The organism is Streptomyces sp. NPDC093109 (assembly GCF_040701725.1).
GTDB lineage: Bacteria > Actinomycetota > Actinomycetes > Streptomycetales > Streptomycetaceae > Streptomyces.
Genome location: NZ_JBFBEZ010000064.1, coordinates 14,268 through 32,935 on the forward strand (window position 1 = coordinate 14,268; position 18,668 = coordinate 32,935).

At 68.8% G+C, this 18,668-nt stretch carries 18 protein-coding genes and 3 pseudogenes; 7 read left to right on the forward strand and 14 right to left on the reverse strand.

Going from position 1 to position 18,668, the window contains the following annotated elements; translation table 11 throughout:
* The first annotated feature begins 102 nt into the window (after window positions 1–102).
* Complete coding sequence (locus AB0389_RS35515) at window positions 103–648, forward strand: MarR family winged helix-turn-helix transcriptional regulator (RefSeq protein WP_366399693.1); 546 nt, start codon at window positions 103–105, stop codon at window positions 646–648.
* Here AB0389_RS35515 and AB0389_RS35520 read toward each other — a convergent pair.
* Window positions 645–911: pseudogene (locus tag AB0389_RS35520) on the reverse strand (ATP-binding protein); the annotation flags it as partial. The gene AB0389_RS35515 and the pseudogene AB0389_RS35520 sit on opposite strands and share 4 nt — an antisense overlap.
* A gap of 20 nt (window positions 912–931) precedes the next feature.
* Here AB0389_RS35520 and AB0389_RS35525 point away from each other — a divergent pair.
* Window positions 932–1,192: pseudogene (locus AB0389_RS35525) on the forward strand (ATP-binding protein); the annotation flags it as partial.
* A 186-nt stretch (window positions 1,193–1,378) separates the two neighbouring features.
* On the opposite strand, the gene AB0389_RS35530 reads toward AB0389_RS35525, so the two are convergent.
* Complete coding sequence (locus tag AB0389_RS35530; protein WP_366399710.1) at window positions 1,379–1,486, reverse strand: DUF397 domain-containing protein; 108 nt, start codon at window positions 1,484–1,486, stop codon at window positions 1,379–1,381.
* The gene (locus tag AB0389_RS35535; protein ID WP_366399715.1) at window positions 1,483–2,163 is read right to left on the reverse strand and encodes a hypothetical protein; all 681 of its coding nucleotides are present in this window, start codon (window positions 2,161–2,163) and stop codon (window positions 1,483–1,485) included. Before AB0389_RS35535 ends, AB0389_RS35530 begins: the two co-directional genes overlap by 4 nt.
* Window positions 2,164–2,402: 239 nt before the next feature.
* On the opposite strand from AB0389_RS35535, the gene AB0389_RS35540 reads away from it, so the two are divergent.
* The 3 genes from AB0389_RS35540 (at window position 2,403) to AB0389_RS35550 (ending at window position 3,972) form a co-directional block, all read left to right on the forward strand.
* Complete coding sequence (locus tag AB0389_RS35540) at window positions 2,403–2,756, forward strand: DUF317 domain-containing protein (RefSeq protein WP_366399694.1); 354 nt, start codon at window positions 2,403–2,405, stop codon at window positions 2,754–2,756.
* A gap of 97 nt (window positions 2,757–2,853) precedes the next feature.
* Window positions 2,854–3,144, forward strand: coding sequence for a hypothetical protein (locus tag AB0389_RS35545; RefSeq protein WP_366399695.1), 291 nt, complete (start codon window positions 2,854–2,856; stop codon window positions 3,142–3,144).
* A gap of 15 nt (window positions 3,145–3,159) precedes the next feature.
* Window positions 3,160–3,972, forward strand: coding sequence for a DUF317 domain-containing protein (locus AB0389_RS35550; RefSeq protein ID WP_366399696.1), 813 nt, complete (start codon window positions 3,160–3,162; stop codon window positions 3,970–3,972).
* 252 nt (window positions 3,973–4,224) lie between these two features.
* On the opposite strand, the gene AB0389_RS35555 is transcribed toward AB0389_RS35550, so the two are convergent.
* The 9 genes from AB0389_RS35555 to AB0389_RS35595 form a co-directional block, all read right to left on the reverse strand.
* Entirely contained in the window at window positions 4,225–4,899 is a 675-nt protein-coding gene (locus tag AB0389_RS35555) for a hypothetical protein (RefSeq protein ID WP_366399697.1), read from the reverse strand.
* Between the two features lie 79 nt (window positions 4,900–4,978).
* The gene (locus AB0389_RS35560) at window positions 4,979–5,422 is read right to left on the reverse strand and encodes a hypothetical protein (protein WP_366399698.1); all 444 of its coding nucleotides are present in this window, start codon (window positions 5,420–5,422) and stop codon (window positions 4,979–4,981) included.
* Between the two features lie 145 nt (window positions 5,423–5,567).
* Window positions 5,568–7,307 carry a relaxase/mobilization nuclease domain-containing protein gene (locus tag AB0389_RS35565; protein WP_366399699.1) on the reverse strand — a complete coding sequence of 580 codons (1,740 nt, stop codon included), beginning with the start codon at window positions 7,305–7,307 and terminating at the stop codon, window positions 5,568–5,570.
* Window positions 7,304–7,930, reverse strand: a complete 627-nt coding sequence (locus AB0389_RS35570) for a hypothetical protein (protein ID WP_366399700.1) — start codon at window positions 7,928–7,930, stop codon at window positions 7,304–7,306. The genes AB0389_RS35565 and AB0389_RS35570 overlap by 4 nt, the downstream gene beginning before the upstream one ends.
* A gap of 320 nt (window positions 7,931–8,250) precedes the next feature.
* Complete coding sequence (locus AB0389_RS35575; protein WP_366399701.1) at window positions 8,251–8,442, reverse strand: hypothetical protein; 192 nt, start codon at window positions 8,440–8,442, stop codon at window positions 8,251–8,253.
* Window positions 8,439–10,025 (reverse strand): hypothetical protein, encoded by a 1,587-nt coding sequence (locus AB0389_RS35580; RefSeq protein ID WP_366399702.1) that lies wholly within the window; start codon window positions 10,023–10,025, stop codon window positions 8,439–8,441. Before AB0389_RS35580 ends, AB0389_RS35575 begins: the two co-directional genes overlap by 4 nt.
* Entirely contained in the window at window positions 10,022–10,663 is a 642-nt protein-coding gene (locus AB0389_RS35585; protein ID WP_366399711.1) for a WhiB family transcriptional regulator, read from the reverse strand. The genes AB0389_RS35580 and AB0389_RS35585 overlap by 4 nt, the downstream gene beginning before the upstream one ends.
* Window positions 10,664–10,820: 157 nt before the next feature.
* Window positions 10,821–11,549 carry a hypothetical protein gene (locus AB0389_RS35590; protein WP_366399703.1) on the reverse strand — a complete coding sequence of 243 codons (729 nt, stop codon included), beginning with the start codon at window positions 11,547–11,549 and terminating at the stop codon, window positions 10,821–10,823.
* A gap of 2 nt (window positions 11,550–11,551) precedes the next feature.
* Window positions 11,552–12,436 (reverse strand): helix-turn-helix domain-containing protein, encoded by an 885-nt coding sequence (locus tag AB0389_RS35595; RefSeq protein WP_366399704.1) that lies wholly within the window; start codon window positions 12,434–12,436, stop codon window positions 11,552–11,554.
* 1,588 nt (window positions 12,437–14,024) lie between these two features.
* On the opposite strand from AB0389_RS35595, the gene AB0389_RS35600 reads away from it, so the two are divergent.
* Together AB0389_RS35600 and AB0389_RS35605 are read left to right on the forward strand one after the other, a co-directional pair.
* A complete protein-coding gene (locus AB0389_RS35600; RefSeq protein ID WP_366399705.1) occupies window positions 14,025–15,404 on the forward strand; it encodes a helix-turn-helix transcriptional regulator in 1,380 nt (459 codons plus the stop codon).
* A gap of 70 nt (window positions 15,405–15,474) precedes the next feature.
* On the forward strand, window positions 15,475–15,933 hold the full coding sequence (locus AB0389_RS35605; protein ID WP_366399706.1) for a thioesterase family protein: 459 nt from the start codon (window positions 15,475–15,477) through the stop codon (window positions 15,931–15,933).
* A gap of 283 nt (window positions 15,934–16,216) precedes the next feature.
* Here AB0389_RS35605 and AB0389_RS35610 read toward each other — a convergent pair.
* Both AB0389_RS35610 and AB0389_RS35615 read right to left on the reverse strand, forming a co-directional pair.
* Window positions 16,217–16,687 (reverse strand): annotated as a pseudogene (locus tag AB0389_RS35610) (hypothetical protein); the annotation flags it as partial.
* Window positions 16,688–16,725: 38 nt separating this feature from the next.
* A complete protein-coding gene (locus AB0389_RS35615) occupies window positions 16,726–18,615 on the reverse strand; it encodes a TniQ family protein (protein WP_366399712.1) in 1,890 nt (629 codons plus the stop codon).
* Window positions 18,616–18,668: the final 53 nt, after the last annotated feature.

Consider the following 18,668-nt stretch of genomic DNA (forward strand, 5'->3'; position numbering starts at 1 on the left):
CCGTCCGGGTGAGCGGACATCTCAGATCCTTGTGTGCGGACAGTTGGCCTCCCTGGCCGGTACGCTATTCGTCCCTCGGATGGGGGATATAGCGTCGCCATCATGAGACCCCTGACTGACTCCGCCACCGACCAGGCGCCGGCTGATCCGGCTGCCACCGACGACATGCTGGCCACTCAGCCCATCGGATACTGGAGTGGCCTCGCGCAGGCGGCCGTCACTCGGCAGCTGCGTGACGCTATGGCCAGGATCGACGTCACGCAGCCGCAGTACTGGGTACTCAACCGGGTGAACGGTGGGTCCGCGGCACCGAGCCGCGAGGAGGTCGTCATCCAGCTGACGCCCCTCGCGGACGGGCCGCACGAAATCGCTCGCGTCATCGACCAGCTGTTCCACCGCGGCTGGCTCAGGATCGATGCCGGGCGGCGCCTGCAGCTCACCGACGCCGGGGAGGCTGCCAGGGTGCGGCTGCGCGAGCTGGTGACCGAGCTGCGCGGTGTGGTCCACGAGGGCATCAGCGACGAAGAGTACGTGGCCGCGCTCAAGGTGCTGCGCAGGATGGTCGCCAACGTCGAGGCCAGCAAAGCCTCCTGGCCAGGTTCTTCCTCTTGGCCGGCCGGTGAACCCGTCGGCGGAGACACGTTCTAACCCGGCTGGTTCAGCGGGACAACGCCCTGGCCGGTGGTGGCCTGGGTCAGCCGCAGGCTGGAGCCTTCGGTGAGGACGATGTGCGCGTGGTGCAGGAGCCGGTCGACGGCGGCGGTGGCCAGCGTCTTGGGCATGATCGAATCGAAGCCTGAGGGGTGCAGGTTCGAGGTGACGATCACCGAGCGGCGTTCGTAGGCGGCGTCGATGACGCGGTACGCCTCGGCGGCGGCCTGTCCGGACGGAAGCATGCCGATATCGTCGATCTATGCGGACATCCGCATAGATCGACGACATCGGCCTGCTGCCCGTCGGCGAAGACGCCGCCGAAGCGTTCTACCGCATCATCGACGCCGCCTACGAACGCCGGTCCATCGCGGTGACCAGCAACATCCACCCCTCGGGCTTCGACACGATCATGCCGAAGACCCTCGCGGGCGCGAGCACCGACCGCCTCATGCACCACGCTCACCTCGTGACCACCACCGGCGACTCACACCGCCTCGCCGAGGCCCTCGCCGGGAAGGGAGTAGTCCCCTTGAACTGACCCCCACCCCCAGGAACACCACTGGCCACACGCCTGGGTTTCTGATGGCCACCAGCCTGGACACCCAACGGCCACCTACCTGGGTATCACCGTGGCCGTTGACATTTTCATGCCTGTGTGGGATCGGTGACGACCGGTCCCCTCCTCTCGAAAGGTGAGGAGGGGACCGTTCTGGTTGCGGGTTGCTCAGCAGGCGGTTATCAGGCTCACGAACGAGGTCCAAGCGTCCGCAGGCACGATGAGGGCGGGGCCGGCCGGCTGCTTCGAGTCGCGGATGCCAACCGTGGAGGTCAGGTCCGCGACCTCAACGCAGTTGTTCCCTCCCGATCTTTTATGGGGTCGGGGACGGTGAGCGCGTCGGCGGGCTCCATCCGCGTCCGCCCGGAACCGTTCCAGCTCAGCACGGTGATCTCCCGGTGCAGAGGGGCCGGGTACAGGCGCCCATGGGGAGTGGCCTGCCCCCACAGCTGGTTGATCAGCTCGGCCAGATCCCGCACCGTTTGGGCCGCCTCGACGGGGGTGTCGACATGGTGGCCGGAGGGATGAGCCACGTAGTTGCGCAGCTTGGCCAGCGCGTCTTCGACCGTGCGGCTGCGCCGGCCGCGGAGCAGACCCGCCGCACGCGCCCACAGGCGGAGTCCGTGCAGCATTCCGTTGAACTCGATGGTGTGGGTGGCGACGACCAGCCTTGCCCGTTCTCGCATCATTTTGCCCGCGTGCTTCTTGATGTCGTCGTACGACGTGACGGTGAAGGAGACGTCGTCCGGGGCCTGGGGGAGGCGGAAGGTGATGGTGCCGGCGAAGACGGTACGCAGCCGCTCAAAGGAGCGTGTTCCTATCGCGACGTCTTCCGTCAGGTCGCAGTCGGCGATCTGACGCTGCTGGAACTCCGCAGCGTCCTCGGGCTTCATACGGCCGCCGAGCCCGTAGGGGTTGAAGGCCAGCGATAGATGCGGCGCGCAAGTCCTCAAGGGGCCGTATTTCCATGTCCTTCTCCTCACGATGGGAAACGGGCCAGCATGCATCTACAGGCCCCCGGTCAGCCACCCCCTTTCCGCGGGTGACTTCGTGAGTTCGATGCGAAATGACGTGGAAGAGCAGTTCGCCGGGGGCAGACAGGAAAGACAGCGGAAAGACTGGCCAACGCGGGCGAGGGCATGTCAACGTAGACGACCTTGCAAGAAACACCAGGTCAGAGAGGTGATCGCCCGTGACCGTAGTTCCCGCCGGCCCTGGATTCTCCACCACCATCGAAGCCCTGCGGCTGCGCGAGTGGCAGCTCGGCCCCGGGCAGCCCACGCTCGTGACAGACCAGTTCTCCGCGGATGACTTCCACCTGATCGTGGGCGACCGAGCGGACGTCCACGTCAGCTCGAAGGACGGCCGCTTCTACCTCGGCTGGTTCCCGAGTGGCCGTCCCGGTACCGACGGTGAGGGATGGACGATCGCAGTCACCGGCACGGCCAAGGTGCCCGGCTACCGCCTGTCCTTCGACACCGAGACGCCGGCTGACATCGTCGCCGCCGCTGTGGCACGCGTGCTGGAGACCTCACGTGCCCTGTGACCTTGCCGAATCCCACCAGTAGGGCTCACCTGTTGGGGGCTGGCCGACCGTCGGCCCGTTTCATCGCTCCCGTCTTCGCGCACCCAGGAGGCTGTACGTGACGTCCCCGGAGATGACTGTCGGAGATCTCATCGACCTGCTGTCCGGCTGCGACCGGAGTGCTCCGGTCCGCCAGGCCATCAACCCCTTCTTCCCGATGGCGCACCGCTTGGCGCAGGTCGTGCAGTCGGTGGATGAGACCGGCCGGACCGTTGTCTACCTCGCCGAAGGGCGCGACAAGGACGCGCAGCTTGGCCATCTGCCGCCCGAGGTCGCCGTCGGCCTGACGTGGCAGGGCCCCGTCCAGGCACCCCCGCGCCGCCCCCGCCGCCGTGCCGGCGGCGCTTAGATCCGCACCGACCTCATGGAGGCGCCCCTGTACCCCGACTTCCCGCCCGACCCGTCCACCCCGCGTGGCGGCCGGCCCGCGTTCTGGGTCGGTCCCCGGCATCTGGCCGGTGATGATGAGCGCCTCTACGACGCCGTCGCCGACACGCTTGCCGGCTTGGGCTGGACGAGCCTGACGATCGTCCGTGGCCGGCACGTGCAGGACGAAGCACCGGAGGACCGCCAGGTCCTGCGGAGCACCGTTCTGCACATCAGTCCCGACGCGCTGCGCTGGGCCCAGTGGAGCCTGGCGGACGAACCGTTCCACCTGGGAAAGCTGCCGATCGCATGGCAGATCTCCGCCCGTGCCGAGACGAGCAGCCCGATCGCTCAATGGTCGGCCTACTTCACCCGTGACGTCCCCGGCGAGGCGGTGGCCGACTTCCTGGTCGCGCTCGACGCCCGCGATCAGGCTGTCGTGCCGCTCGCCGGATCCGAGCTGGTCCTTGACGCTGTTGCCGCACACGGATGGTTCCGCGACATTGACCAGCCTCAGGCGGCAGCGACGGACCCGACGTTCACTTCGCACATCAGCCTCGGCGAGGTGCCGCCCCTCATTCAGGACGCAGACCCGCGCGTCCTGGGCGCCGAGGAAAGACCGGACGGATGGCAGGCGTGGGCCGAGCCCGCGCATGGCGCACCGTGCCTGTGGGCGGCCTCCTTCGCCGCCGGCGTCCCGCACGATCTCGTCGCCGCCTTCGCCGCCTCCCTCAGCTCGACCGCACCGGTCCTGCGCCGGGTGCTGCCCGAGGCCACCCAGCAGCGCCTCCTGCGCGCGCCCGCCGGCTAGCTCCGCGGTATAACTCTCGACGAACGCGGCCCGGCCCTCTCCCAACAGGAGGTGGCCGGGCCTTTGTGATTCCCGGGCGAGGCCGTCGTCAGAGCCACGGCTACGGGCCTCACCGCCACAACCCGAACTGCTCTGCGTACGGCCTGGACACGTCCGAACCTGGGCTTAGCGCGTCGGCCACGGAACATACTGCTGCCCCCGACCCACGCCGAGACCACGGCGGTCGGAGGCAGCGGCATGGCGGTGGGCAGATCAACTCGTTGCTGATGCCTTGGCGAGGGCCTTGACGAGATGGCGGTCGACGAGGGCCGGGGAACCGGAGACGATCAGAAGCAGACCGCCGTCGCGTATCGCGGTCTGCTTGACCACGGAGCTCCGTCCTCCGGCCCAGAACGTCAGGAGCTGGCTCCACTGCTCGTCACCGAGGTCGTGCGGTGCCGGCAGCTTCTGTGAGGCTATATCGATGGAGGTGCCGCCCGCGACAACCTGATAGGTCGGGCAGCCGGACATGGCATCGAAGATCCGGTTGATGCCGCCGGACAGTTTGTTCGCGCTGTCGCTGTACAGCTCCTCGGAGACCTCCGAGGAGCTGCCGCCGTACGTGAAGGCCGCCTTCACCTTGTGCGGGAAGGTGAGCGTGCCGCCGGTGGCCGCGTCGCCGCCGAGCTTGCTCAGGGCCGGGCAGCCGATGACGGTGACGTCGTCGTGCTGGGTGGTGCGCTCCGGCTTGCGCAGGTAGCTGCTGCCGAGGTCGCTCCGGTCGAGCAGACGGGGCTCCAGCGCGGCCGAAGAGAGCGCGGCCGGCTTCCCGGTCCGGGCTGAGGGGGTGGTCTGGTACTTGGCCCCGGTGGTGTCGGTGGAGCAGGCGGGCAGGGCAAGGAGGGCGGCGGTGATGCCGAGGGCGGTGGTGGAGACGCGAACGCGCATGACGGAACTGACCCCTTGGTATTGGGCGATGGGTGGTCAGTGCGGGCCCGAGGGCCCGGTGGGGTCGTAGGAGTGAGGGTCAGCGTCCGAGGTGGCGCAGGCAGTCCTCGAACGTGGCGTGCGTCGCGTCCGCCGGCCCGGAGTTCCGGTTGTACCAGGCGGTGTCGAGGCGGGTCTCCTGCTGCTGGTGGCCGGCCCGGCACCGCAGCCAGATTTGGCCGCGAGTAGAGAGGATGAGCCAGTCCCGGTACGCGCCGCACTCGGCGCAGGCCGCCATCTCGCCGTCGAGGACGAGGGGCTGCTTCCACACCATCATCCTGCCGTCGACCTGGTCGTGGCTCGGCACGCGCAGCTCCGGCGGAAGGAAGTCGTCCACCACACCCATCGACTCGACGGGCTCCGGCTCAACCGCCGACACTCCAAAGCCCGGTGGGACCTGGCCCTGCAGCCGCGAAGCCAGCCCGGCGAACTGCCTCTGAGCTTCGCTCGGCCCCTTGGCCCGGCGGCGTATCCGATGAAACACCCTGGCGTCCTCCTCTGCCCCGTCACCTCATCCTGCTCGCGTCATGATCGTGCTCTACGCTCCCGGGGGTTTCAATTCACAAAGTCCACAGTCACCTTCGGCCAGGCCACCAGGGGATTTCCTGCTTCTCGGCTGAGCGGCTGGCTCACCGGGTCTTACGCGGTTTCTCCTCGCCGTTGCGCCGTTTGCCGGGCGCGGAGGGCCTGGTCGTCGTGTGTGGTGCGGACCGGTCCTCTGAGGTGCTGGTCTCGGGTACGTGGGAGGCATCGGCGGGCAAGCCGGCCGTCCGCCGTATCCGCCACACGAGTACGTCGCTGACGGAGCCCGCGGTGTCGAGTTCGCGGCGCCGCGCGGCGTCGGACAAGAGGGCAGCCGGGTCGTGGCCGGCGGCTTCGGCCTCTGCGATGGTCGCGGCCAGGGCGTACCAGCCTGGCTCAGCAAGGATCTGCTCGGCCAGCTCCGGCAGAGCCTCGTGCAGCAGCGTGGTCTGCCGCTGGAGCATCGGCCGACTCAGACGCCGACCTCGTTGGTAGAGCACGCCGAGAGGCTGAGCGGCGGCCATTTGGTAGGCGGTGCGCAGGTGCTCGGCGGCCCGGGTGGCCGCTTCGGCCTGCTGGGCATGGCCCTTTCTGGCGTGCCAGTGCGCGGCGGCGGTGATGAGGAAGAACAGCATGTCGATCGCCATCGCGGTGGTGGCGCCGTCCTCCCCGCGGCCGAGGGCAGGGCCACCGTGGACCAGGTCGCGGGCGGCCTGCCGCAGTGCTCGGTCGTGGCCGCGTACGGCGCGGACGTGGGAGCGCGAGGCACGCTCGAAGGCTGTTGCGGCGTCACGCAGTTCGCTGCGGGTGTGGGCGGCGGACGTCTTCGCAAGAGCATCCAGGACTTCGCCGGTGGCAGCGATGTGGGCGGCGACGTCCGCGTCCCGGCCGTGCTCGACGACGAGCACGGCCTGCCACACGGCCGACGCCGTTCCGCGGCGGGCGGCGGCCGGAGACCCAGGGCCCGTACGGGCGGTTTCTTCCTGTAGGGAAGCCGGGTTGTCCTGGGCATCGGCGGACCAGCGCTCCCGGATGCGGGGCAGCGAGAGGTCGGGGGCGAGGCGCGCGCCGGGGTAGAACACCGGCTCGCCGTCCTTGTTCAGGTCGTCGGGCAGGGCGACCTTGTATCCGAGGAGGTCGCCGGAGGGCGCGGCCCGCTTGCGGATCAGGAGGCCGGCGGCGGCGAGCCGGCCGAAGAACTCCTCATCGCTCGTTGCGCCGGTCACCGCGCGCCGTACGCTTTCACGCAGTTCTTCGCGAGCGGTGCGCTCGCGGCCCTGGCGTTTTGCTTTGTGGCGTTCGGCGCTGGTGGGTCGCTGTGCGGCGGTGCCGTCGCCGGGCGCGACCTCATGGAGACCGAGTTCCTTTTCGATGAGCCGGGCTTCGGCCTGGGCGCGGGTGCCGGAGCGGTAGTCGTCGGGGCGGTGGCCGTCCTCGGTCACGAGGGTGGCGACGATGTGGATGTGGTCGTCGGCGTGCCGTACGGCGGCCCAGCGGCAGCCGGGCTGTCCGCCGCCGAGGTCGATGCCGGTGGCTGCGACGATACGGCGGGCGATGTCGGCCCACTCCTCGTCGGACAGGACCCGGTCGCCGGGGTCGGCGCGCACAGAGGTGTGCCACACGTGCTTGGCCGGACGGGCGTGCTTGGCGAGGGCCATCACGGGTTGGTCCAGGAGCTGCTGGAGGTCGGTGAGGGTGGCTTTCGGGTCGCGGCCGGGGTCGGGGGACATGCCGTCGAAGGAGGCGACGAGATGGGGGTCGGTGTGTTCCTCGTGCTTGCCCGGACCGTAGAGGTAAGCGAGGAGTCCGATGGTCCGGGAGCCCGACTCATTGACGCTGGGGATCATGAGCTGCGGTGCTCGATCAGCTGTGCGGCGGCTTGGTGCGCTGTGTCGGCGGCACGCCGTACGGCGGCGACGGCCGCTTCGAGCTGGAGAGCGTCCGCACCGGAGTTGAGCGCCTTGACTGCCTGGTTGAGGTTGCTGCCGGCCCAGCCGAGCCGACGTCGGCTGTCGAACAGGGCCGTGATCACTTCACGTTCGTCGGCGATCTCTGCGCTGGTGCGGTCGAGGTCGCGGGCGGCGGCGAGTGCCGAGCGGGCGAGGAACCCGGCGACGGACAGATGGCATCGGGCGGCGGCGGACTTGATCAGGGCGTACTCGTCTTCGTTGAAACGCGCGGCGGGTTGGCGCAGGCGCTTCTTCTCGGGCGGTTGACGCGGGCGCTGGCGGGCGCGAGGAGCGCGCTGTCGGCGTACGTGCGCTGCGGTCTGCTTCTCCTCCTGTCCCGGCTTCGATCCGCCCTCGGTCGAAGCCCGAAGGACCTGCGCCCCCCGGTGCAGGTCCTCGCCCGCCCCCTCGGGGGCGGGTTCGGCGGAAGCTATGCTTCCGCCCCAACTTGCTCGCTCCGAGACTGAGTTGGATTCGGGAGCCGGTTTTGGGGTCTTGTCGTTCCGGACAGGTTTTGTCATCGAGGATCGGACCTCGTGGAGCGGGGCTGACGCCGGATAGTCGCGTCCAGCGCGAGGGCGGCGGCCGGCCCCGCGAGGACGTGGACGGTCCCATCGGGGTGGCCTTGGACGAACCACTGGCCGGTCGCTGTGAGGACGGCGGCGTTCAGAAGGCGCCGGCGAACCAGGACGTCCGCCCAGGAGCTGGCTTCGGCGACGGTTTGTGCGGATGAGCGTGGGGGACGCGCAATCACGGCGTACCTCCTTGAGCGGGGCGGCGGCCCGTCACAGAGCCGAACCACCCATTGCGGACAGAGAAGTTGAACTGGGATCTTGTCGGCTCAGCCGCACTCGGGGCAGCGCCCGACGTGGCTGTTCAGCGCCCGGGCCATCCGCTGCTTCGTCGAGACAGCCTGCTTCGCACTGGACTTCGCCGCCGGCCTGCCCTCGTGCCGCTTGGCGTGGGCGAGCATGAAGCCGATCTCCCGCTCGTACTCCGAGCGGACGGTGTCGAACCGGTGGCAGGTCTTCATCGGGCGGTGCTCCTTGTCTTCGTGGTGTCGTCGCTCCGCAGCTGCGCCAGGACCAGGCTCAGCCGTTCGTTCCGGCCGCCTTTCAGGCCCTCGCGGCGGAGGATTTCCCGCAGCTGGACTCGGGTGACGGACTCGTTGCCGTCCCGTGCGAGCAGGGCGGGGACGTGGGGGCGGATGTGCTGGACGAGCTGGTCCACCGCCTGCTCCGGCTCGCGCGGCGGGCGCTGTGCCTGCGGGGTGCGGGACCGGCTGCGGTTCCCCTTGCTCTTCGTCTTCGCCTTCGTGGTCGTCTTCCGCCGGAGAGGGACTTTGTGTCCCCGGTCCCCAGTGGGTTCGGTCCCCGATTCGGTGGGGTGCGGTCCCCGGTGCCCGGTGGGTTCGGTCCCCGAATCGGCAGCGGTCGGTCCCCGGTGCGAATCAGGGCCCTGAGCGGATACTTCTTGGGTAGGAAGGTCGGTCCCCGCCCTTCCGGTGTTCTTTGACGGGGCTTCCAAATCGGCGGGACCGGTCCCCGGGACCGCGTCCGTTTCTGGGGCCTCGGCCCCCACGTTGGTGCCTGCGGCGTCGCCTTCGGTCCCAGTGCTTGAAGGCTCTTTCGAGTCCGCGATTTCGGGGCTCGGTCCCCTCGGGGTGCTCGGTCCCCGGTCCCCGTCCGGCGCGTCGGGACCGTCTACGGGGACCGATGTTTTCGAGGTCGGCGGTGAGGGGACCGTGGCTGCCGTTGTGGTGCTTTGCGCCGGGGACCAGGGAGAGGGCAGCGGGACCGTGGCCAGCGCGAGGGCGTGCCGGCGGGCGGCGAGCTGGTCGAGTAGCTGTGCGCGCTGGACGAGGTCGGTGCCGACCAAGGACCTGCCGACGGCCTTCGACAGGCGCCGGGTGAGCCGTCGGCCGCTCCGGTTCCGCTGCTGCTCGGGTGTGCGCTCGGCGAGTTGTGTGGCCAGGGTGACCGCGCGGGTGGTGGCCCGGTCCCGGGTAATCTGCGCGGCGTCGCGGTCTCGTGCGGCGATGCTGAGGCGGGACAGGAGCCGTTCGCGTGCCTCCCGGCCCATGACGGCGATCAGCCCGTTCGAGGCGGCGCTCGGGACGCGCAGGCGCAGTTCCACGCCCATGGCAAGGTGCCACAGCATCGCTGCCATGACCGGGCCGACGAAGGCCCGGACCGTGCCGCCGACAGGGCCGCTCTCTGCGTACGCTGGGATCACCTGTACCCCGGTGATCACCCAGACCAGCGTGCCTGGCAGACCGGGGGCGCCCTGCGTGGCCAGGTTCTGCCGGGCCATCAGCGCGGTCGCGAAGAGCGCCAACTCGGCTGCGGCGAACATGCCGGCCCGCTCGGCGGTGCCGGCCATGTCGAGGTAGTCGGCCGCGAAGCGCCAGCTCGTGTCCGCGCTGTAGGCGGTGCAGCCGAGGGCGGCCACGGCGGCGACCTTGACCGCAGGGCCGCCGCGACGTTTCTGCGGGCGCGTGCCCGAGCGCCGGACGGTCCAGACGGTCAGTAGCAGCACGAGGGCGGCGGGTACCCCGGCGGCGAGTAGGAGAGGAAGGTCCGGAGCGGCGCCGGGGTACAGGACAGGGTGGGTCATGCGGCCTTTCCAAGAGGGGCGTGCGCCGGGGGCGACGCTGCCGGGCGGCTGGTCGGCTGCTGGGTGCCGGGTACGGCGGGCGTGGGGCTGCCTGTTGCCGGAGTGGGCTTCTTCCGCTTCTTCTTGGGGCGTGGTACGCCGTAGGTGCGGTCGCGGTCGAAGACCTTGTTCGCGGTCTGCCGGAGCAGGTCACGGGCGTGCTTGTGGCTGATCTGCAGGGCGGTGGCGAGTCGGCTGGGCCGCCAGCCGCGCACGTAGGCGTGGTCGATGACGACCTGCCGCTCGGTCTCGGTCAGGTGAACGTCGCGTCCCTGGAAGAAGGCCGTTATGCGCCGGTAGTCGAGGCGCTGGGCCAGTCCGTGGTGCAAGGGACGCCGCTCGGCTTCGGTGAGGCCGCCCCAGATGCCCTCCCTGAGGACGTTCTCCAGAGCGAAGTCGAGGCAGTTGCGGCGTACAGGGCACCAGCCGCACAGTTCTTTCGCCTCGGCGATGGCTTCGTGGTCCCGGGGGAGCGGGAAGAACACCGCGTCGGCGTCCTCGACATCCATGCCGTGGCACGTTCCGCGGTTATGCCAGCTGGTGTCCCCGATGCCGCGCAGGCCGGTGGACGGCGCGTCATGGGTGGTGATGTGGCGCAAGGCGATCTCCGATGTGCTGCCGCGCCGGCCGGGGTGGTGCTCGGCGGGGGCGGCGTCGGGTGCCGGCTGCGGCGCGAGGGCGTACGCCGCAGCCGGGGCGGGACGGTGATGTTGGGTGGCGGTGCACCGGACCGGATGCACGCGCCGGATACGCAGGTCAGGCCACGGCGGGCTGCTGGGCCTGCTCGGTCTGCTGAGCCTGCTGGGAGGCGGCGAGATCGAGGCGGCCTGGGTGCGGTGTGGCGCGCGGGGTGGTTCCGCGTGCGCCGTCGTCGGGGCCGATCCGGCGGCGACGGCATGGCTCGCCGGGCTGGGCCAGGCACCACTCGCACCGGACGCTCAGAGCGTCGGGCAGCCCTTGCGCGACGGCGGCCTCGCGAGCTGCTCGGGCCGGCCGGTAGGGGGCGAGGGAGGCACGGGCGGCGGGTGGTATGCAGGAGCCGATCGCCCGCAGTCGTGCCTTCAGCTTCGGGTCGATACCGTCGCGACCTGTGGTGATCGCCCGGGCCTGCGCGGGCTGCGCGGTGCCGGCGGCGACGGCCCGACGGGTGGCGACCAGCGCGGCGGTCCAGGCGGCCTGGTCGTCCGGGTCGACGGGCGGTGTGGGGTCGGAGTGCCGGGCCAGGCGGTCACGCCGGTACTTCTCCCAGGGACGGGCGACGTCCGCGGGCAGGATCGGGTAGGACGAGGTGCGGATGTGGCGGCGGGCGACGACGCGGGCGTCCCAGCCGTGCGTGGTGGCCATCGGCACGTCGTCGTCCTCGTTGCCGAGCAGCTCGTGCCACTGGGCGAGCTGGTCGCGGGCCTCGCCCGGGTCGGTGCGGATGGTGCGGGGATCGAGTCGGCCGATGTAGGCCAGCAGGGCGGCGGTCTCGCGGCGGTCCACGGTCAGCCCTCCGTTCCGGTCGGCTCGTCGAGCGCGGCGAGCAGGGCGGCGGTGTGGGCCTCGGCCCGTGTCACGCCATCCGGTGCAGCCGGGCCCTTGCCGGGCACGGCGTAGAGGTTCGGGCGGCCAGGGGCGTGCTCTCGGGCGACCCATGAGCGCCAGTCGGCAGCCCAGGCGTCCGCCGGCCTTGGCTTGAAGTCGGCGCGGTGCGCACGCCACTTCGCATCGGCTGCCTGCAGGCCCTGCTCGCCGAGGCGGTCGAAGTGTCCCTGCTGGCGGGCCCAGGTGTGGGTGGCGGCATCGAGCTGCCACTCGGCAGCCGGGAGGACGACACCACCACTGCTGTACCTACGGTTCAATTCCGGTTCACTACGGTTCTGTGTGCCGGTTTCCGGTACGTCCCTGTGCCGGATTCCGGTACGCCGAGGTGCCGGTTTCCGCCGGGACCTGCCGGATTCCGGTACCGCCGGTTTCCGGCCCCTCGCGGAGGATTCCGGCACCTCACGGGGGCGGATCCCGTACCGCCGCAGAGCCGAGATCCGAAGCGTCGGAGCAGTCCCGGGCACCTCCTCAGATGCCGGGTCGACGCGCTCCTCCTCCGCGATTCCTGCCGCTGCCTTGGCTGCGAGGGGGAGACGGTAGACCGCGCTGCGCTGCGGCCCGGTGAGGTCGTCGAGGCGCTCCAGCTCACCGGCGTGGACCAGACGATCGATAGCTTCGCGAACCGTGGAGACGGAAGCGCCCGTGCGTGTGGCCAGACTTGAGAGCGAGGCCCAGGAGACGCACTGCTCGTCGGCCACCCGGTCGGCGATCGAGAGCAGGACCAGACGCGCGGTCCCGCGGCTGGAGCTGTACTCCCATACCCACTCGCGGGCTTCGCCGCTCATCGGCCGCTCCTCATGAGCGGGCGGGGCCGGCGGTTCGCCGGGGCTGGGATGGTGTGGTCCGGCTCGGGGCACTGAAGCACCGAGGCAGAGGTGGCTGCCGCGCAGGCCGGGCGAAAGGACCTTTTGCGCAGAGCAGGAGGCATGCAAGAATCCCCTTTGCAGTGTTGCCACGCTGGTGCGCCCCTGGAAGGACTCAGCGTGGTGATGGTGGGCAGTCCCCGCCCTTGCCGGGGCGGGTATGCCGCTTAGCGTTCGGCGTCCGGGAGTTACCGCTCTCGGACGCCGTCGCTGTTTTACGGGACCAGATCGGTCCGGTCCGTGCTCGTACCTCCTTACGTCCGTTTCCCGGGCAGGCTGCCACGGGGACGACGAACATACGCACGGACCCCTGTCAAGATCCAGACATGGTTCTTAAACTCTGTACTGGTCGCAGAGAGTCATCTTGGGATCTGCCGCCGGAACCGCCCATGGGGCTCGCTGGCTCATTGGCCCACTGAGCTTTATGCATCCGGGAGTTGCATCCTCCTTGAGCGCCGACACTGTTTCTGACGGCCTGTGCGGCCCTGCTGGATCGCGTGCTCCGCATATCGGCCCCGTGCTCCGAAGGAGGCAGTCATGTGTACCGGCTCGCGCTCTGCGCGTAGCGCCCAGAGCGGACTCTGTGGCCGCACAAAGGTGGAAGCAATGCTCGCTGCTTCCGGGACCTTTGGCCCTTTGTGCCGGGCGGTCGACATGCAAGAATCTCCTTGTAAGGCACTGGTGCCGGCGAGTTCCGTCGTGAAGGGTCTGGCAAGGTGATGAGTGAATCCCCGGCCCTTGCATGGGACAGGGCGTCATTTCGGTTTCGGAGTCTGGGAGTTGCGCCTCGCAGGGTGCAGCCGCTGCTTCCGGACTAACCTTGCCCGGCTGCGCTCTATGCGTTCTCGCAAGTCTGTGCCAAGGTCCAGACTCGGCTGAAGAACCTTCTATGACTCGCAGCAGACGCGACGACATCGCCGACCGAGGGGCGAGGCCGCCGGCCGCGCCGAGGACGCCAGGCGGATCGCGCCGGACACACCAGTAATGATCTTCACCTCTGCCTCCTCGTGTTCTCATGCGCCGAACGCGCTGGTCAGCAAGTTTATGCGAAGGGTTCGGCTCCTCGTCAACGGTGGGCAAAAGGGACTCGACGCGCGTAGATCGCTGGCCCTGGGGCCGTTGAGGAGGGCCTGGCGTGCAGTAAGTCGCCTGCCGCGAAAGGGGAATTGACTGCTTCGGTGAACGGTAGTTGGATCCACCGATCCCCTTTTCTGGTCGGGTGGTTGATCCGAAACGAAAAGCGGCAAAAATTTGCCGCTTTCTCGGGGTGATCATGACCCGACGGTGGAGATGTCTGTTTCGTTGGTGAACGTCTTCGGGGTCTGGACTGGCGCTCGTTCAATTCTCAACAATGACCTTTAGGGAAATGTGTCACAAGTCACATTTATCAAGATCGATAAAATCTTGCGTATGGTCTTAGCGGGGAGATGGGGGCGGGGGCAGCGATTGCGCTGACCCTCCTTTTTCATGCCCGAAAGCAGGCTTCTCCGAAGAGGAGAGGGAGGATCTCATGGCCGAGAAGGAACCGGACCCCGAAGGAAACCGCGCAGCGGAAGTAGAAATCTCCGCCGAGGTGGCCGCGGGGCGGGTCGCCGGCCAGTTCATGGGCTTCGGCGCGATGCTCAAACGCTGGCGGAAGTCCGCAGGCGTCACACAGCCGCCCGCCGCCCGCGCCCTGGGAATCAGCGTGCGCACCTACCGCCATATCGAACGGGGCGCGACCCCGCGCTTCTCGCAGAAGCAGTGCGATGCTCTGGCCGAGCTGCTGAAACTGGACTCCGACGAACGCCACGCGCTGCTGCTCTACAACGTGGGCACGTACCTGCGGGCCGCGCCGACGGAGGGGCAGCCAGAGGTGGGACCCGCGTTGCGTCTGCTCATCGACCGGCAGATGCCCAGCCCCACATATCTCTCGGACCGAAACTGGAACATCCTCGCCTACAACCAGGCCATGGCCGAGATATGGCCCTGGGCAACGGAGCCCCGGGCCAATCTGATCCGCTGGGCCCTCACCACCGCCGAAGGGCGCGCCACCTACCACGACTGGCACAAGCACGCCACGGTCTTCGTACGCATGCTGCGCTTCGCGCAGACCACCCACGGCGAGGACGCCGACCTCCAGGAGCTGATCGAGGACGTCAAGAAGAACCCGGATATTCGGCACATCTGGGAATCGGACGACGACCTTGTCGAGCACCGCGACGGACATGTCTTCCTCGCCACCGTGCCGACGCTGGACTGGAGGACGATCGAGATCGTCAGCCATGTCGCCTACCCCGCGATCATGCCCGACTGCCGCTTCGTCGTCATGACCTGGGTAGAAGCCGAAGGAGACGCTCAGCGCGACGCACTGGGCGGCCCTCGGGACGCCTGGGCGGACGAAACACACAACGGGGAGCGCCAGCGGGACATGGCCCAGGAGCGGCTCGCCGAGGGCGACCGGCTCCGGGACGAAGATGTCCGCACGGCCCGCCTGGCCGCGAGCAGCGCGGATCAGGCCGCGGCTCTGGCCGGCGACGACGGCATTCCCCTGCCCGCCCTCAGCCGCCTCGTGGGACCCGACGCCCAACTGACGCTCTCGCCATCCAGACGCAACGTCGTCTGGGCCGTAGAAGAGACATCCGGCCGCTGGGGCGTCACACGGGTCTCCCCGGCCACGGTGATAGCCCGCATACAGCGCCAGCCCCTGACGGACGAGCACCTCGCCGAGATGAAGCAACTGGTGCGCTACGGACTACCGGCCGAACCCCAGGCCGCCATCTCACGCATCGAACAACTCCTCAGCGAACATAACGCGGAGCAGCACGTGCTCCGCGAAATCTACAAGGAGCTGTACGGCCCCGACTGCGCCCGGCCGGCATCGCACGGCGATGACCACCACGAGGTCTAAGCCGTCCGTCCGTGGGACCGCGCCGCTCAATGGCGCGCGCCAAGGAGCGCCGGCAGGCGCGGAACCGACCATGTCGTCACATCTCAGCTTCAGCCCATCCCGAGGAAAGAACCAACTCGTGCACAGGTACACCTATCCCTGCCCGCTGCGCTGGGCCGACGCCGATGCATACGGGCACGTCAACAACGCACTGTTCCTTCGGTACATGGAGGAAGCACGGACACGCATGTTCCAGGAAGTGGTGGGGTCCACACACGAAGACGACCGCCGCCAGAACGCGTTCGTTGTCGGCCGCTCCGTCATCGACTTCCGCGCCCCACTGCACTACCGCGACGCGCCGGTCGACGTGCACATCTGGGTCGCCAAGAGCAATGCCGCGAGCTTCGAACTCGCCTACGAGATCCGCGACAACAATCTCTTGTACGCCGAGGCGACGACCACGATCGTCGCCTACAACCTGGACGCCGGACGTCCCCGACGTCTCTCCGGCCTCGAACGGGACTTCCTCGCCTGCTACGACAAACCGTGATCGAGTCCGTGTGGCCGGTAGCCGGACACTCGGACTCGTGCCGTAAGAACCACCTGCCGCGGCGGTACGGCGTGTCTTCGGAGCGGCAGTGCACAGGGCCCCACGCGCGAGCCAAGAGGGGACCAGCTCTCTGCCGCAGGATGGCCTTGCCACCGGAAGGGATGGCATCGTGCGCGGACGCATCGGGAGATGAGCGCGCGCGGGCTGGCTCCGTAGACGCGCCATGCGTGCCCGATCGGATTCGCAGGCGCTGGAAGCGGCGCGTCAAGGGCCTGATTGACGCCTCGGCGCCGAGAGCCGCCTCGACCATGCTGACCTCCGCAGCCCGGGACAGCACCGGCCGCAGCCGTCCGGTCAGCCAGGCCACGGTAATCCCTAGCAGAGCCCGCAGCCCCGCGGTCACGGCGATCACAGCCAACTGCGGAGCCGCCTCCCGGAGCCGCTCGGTGATATCGCCGGAGGAGATCAGCGCCGTGAGGCTCCCGGTCACCGCGAACTGGCCCAGCGCGGCCAGCACACCCGTGCCGATCTGGCACGCGAGCAGACCGGCCGTCGCGCCCGGTCGGTCACGGCTGGTTCGCGAGGCTCAGCGACACAGCCCGGATGTCGAACACACATTTTTCGGTCGGCCTTGAAGTCCTGCGATGGAGCGCGCGAGGGACCGCGGAAGCCGCTGTGACCGAGATTGCTATTTGGCGGGTGACAGCTCCTTCAGTGCAGGTCGCCAGCATGCGGAGGGAACTGGTTGGCGGATCTTGAGGGTGATAGTTGGCGGGTTGGCGTCCGCGTCGATCACGATGCGTAACTGATGGTGGCGACCACGTGGCTGACGTGATCTTCAAGGGCCCTGCAGAGGCCGGCGGAGGGGACGGGTTGTTCTTGTGATTCCCAACGTCGGAGAAGAGACAGGTGCGGCAAATCCTGGGACTGCGTTCGATCGTGAGGCCGCATTGGTGGCTGGAAGACGGGTGCGAGGGCGAACTCGCTTCCAGTGACGCAACTCCAGACGAAGGCCGAGGCGCATTCTCGGGTGCGTTCTGCCGGCTTCGGGCCTTTGCCATGACGGTGGTGTCGGCAGAGCTCGTCCCAGGTCCGGTCGTCGATGGACCAGTCGGAGAAGTGCATGCGGCGGGCCTGGTAGTCGATGTTCTCCTGGCCGACGATGTGCTCGGCCAGGCGCTTCAGCGTGGCCGGTAGGTCTCGGTTCTTGAGGTCTCGGTAGGGGGTCAGCGGCCTGATCAGCGCTCGGCCATGGGTGGTCCAGGACGTAGGGATGCCGAGAAACGCTGCCGCTTCCAGGAAGTTCATATCGCTGATCGCTTGGACCAGGTGGACGGGGAGAACACGCCGGAGTCGCCGGTGGCTGATAGGAACCTGCTCGGCCTCCAGGGTGGCGGCAAGCAGCCAGGAGCTGGGAAGGGACTGCGGGATGCGCTCAGGAGCGATCCCGAAGTCCATGAGGGTGCGGGTAGGAGCGAAGATTTTCTGGGTGGTATTCGCTTTTGAGGCCCGCAGCGTCGGGGCTCCCTGTCGGATCCATTCGGCCGAGAGCCTGTGCCGATAGATCTGGTCGATCCGGCGCCGGAGCGAGGGAGATGCGTCGTGAGCGAGCATGTGCCAGGTCCTGCCCCAGCGGAGGTCGTCGCGTGTGGGAAGCTGCCGCAGCAGTTGCGGCAGCGTGCTGCCTGGTCCGGAAGGGTCTTGCGCGAGCAGGTCGTGGGCCGCGAAGAGGAGGCCGGCGGTCGCGAGGGTGTCGCCGGGCGGCGTGCTCCACGCTGCTGCGGGTGGAGGGTCGATGGCTTCGGCCGCCGGGCGGGCTCCGTGAGCCTTCTTCCGCCCTGATGAAAGATGCGTTTCGAGAGCTGCCTGGGCTTCGGCGGGGGCGAGGGCGGCGGCCGAGGGCCAGCCCGCTTGGATCAGGGAGGCGGCGACCTGGAGATCGGCGAACCGGCGGAAGGCGAGTTCAGCGGACTCGCCACTGTCCAAGAGGGCCAGCAGGTCGGCCTGCATTCTCGCCAGTTCCGGGGTGAGGGCGGCAGTGACTGGTTCGGCGGCGTCAAGGCGGTGACCACAGACTTCACGCGTGCCCGGGCCTCCGGAGGGGTTGCGGCACTGCGCGGGGTGGAGCCTGGGCGTGCTGGCGACGGGCAACAAGGCCAGGGAGCTGCCGGATCTGCCTCCCAACGCGGGCAGCCGACATCGCGGGCACTCACTGCGAAGGAAGGTCCCGTGATCGAGACAGGCGAAGACGACACCCAGCCGCCACTGCCGCTTCCAGGGCCCGCCATGGCGGTTCTGGATCGGCGTTCCATCACCTGCGAGACAAGCCGGGCAATAACGTGAATGGCTCATCAGCAGCCAAGGCTGGGAGAGTCTGCGCGGTCGCAGAGTGCCGCCCCGGTGGACCAGAGCCTGTGTGAGGGCGGGGTAGCGGTCGGCGTAGGAGCGGAGGGTGAGCTCGTTGGCCGCGGCGGGGGTCATGCGGGTCGCTTCGGCGAAGGCGTGCAGGCGTGCTGGTTCGATCATCAGCAGATTTCCAGCCGGGACCTTGGCATGGAGATCTTCGGGGGTGACCAGCTCGACTCTTCGCGCCAACTGCTGTGGGGCCAGATCCAGCCGGTGACTCAGGCGGAGAAGGAAGGGCCTTGTCCCAGAAGGGTGGACACCTGTTCGTGTCGTTATGCGGCAAGTGTGATGGTAGCTGACTGCTGCTCGTAGGTGATCGGGGCCTGCTG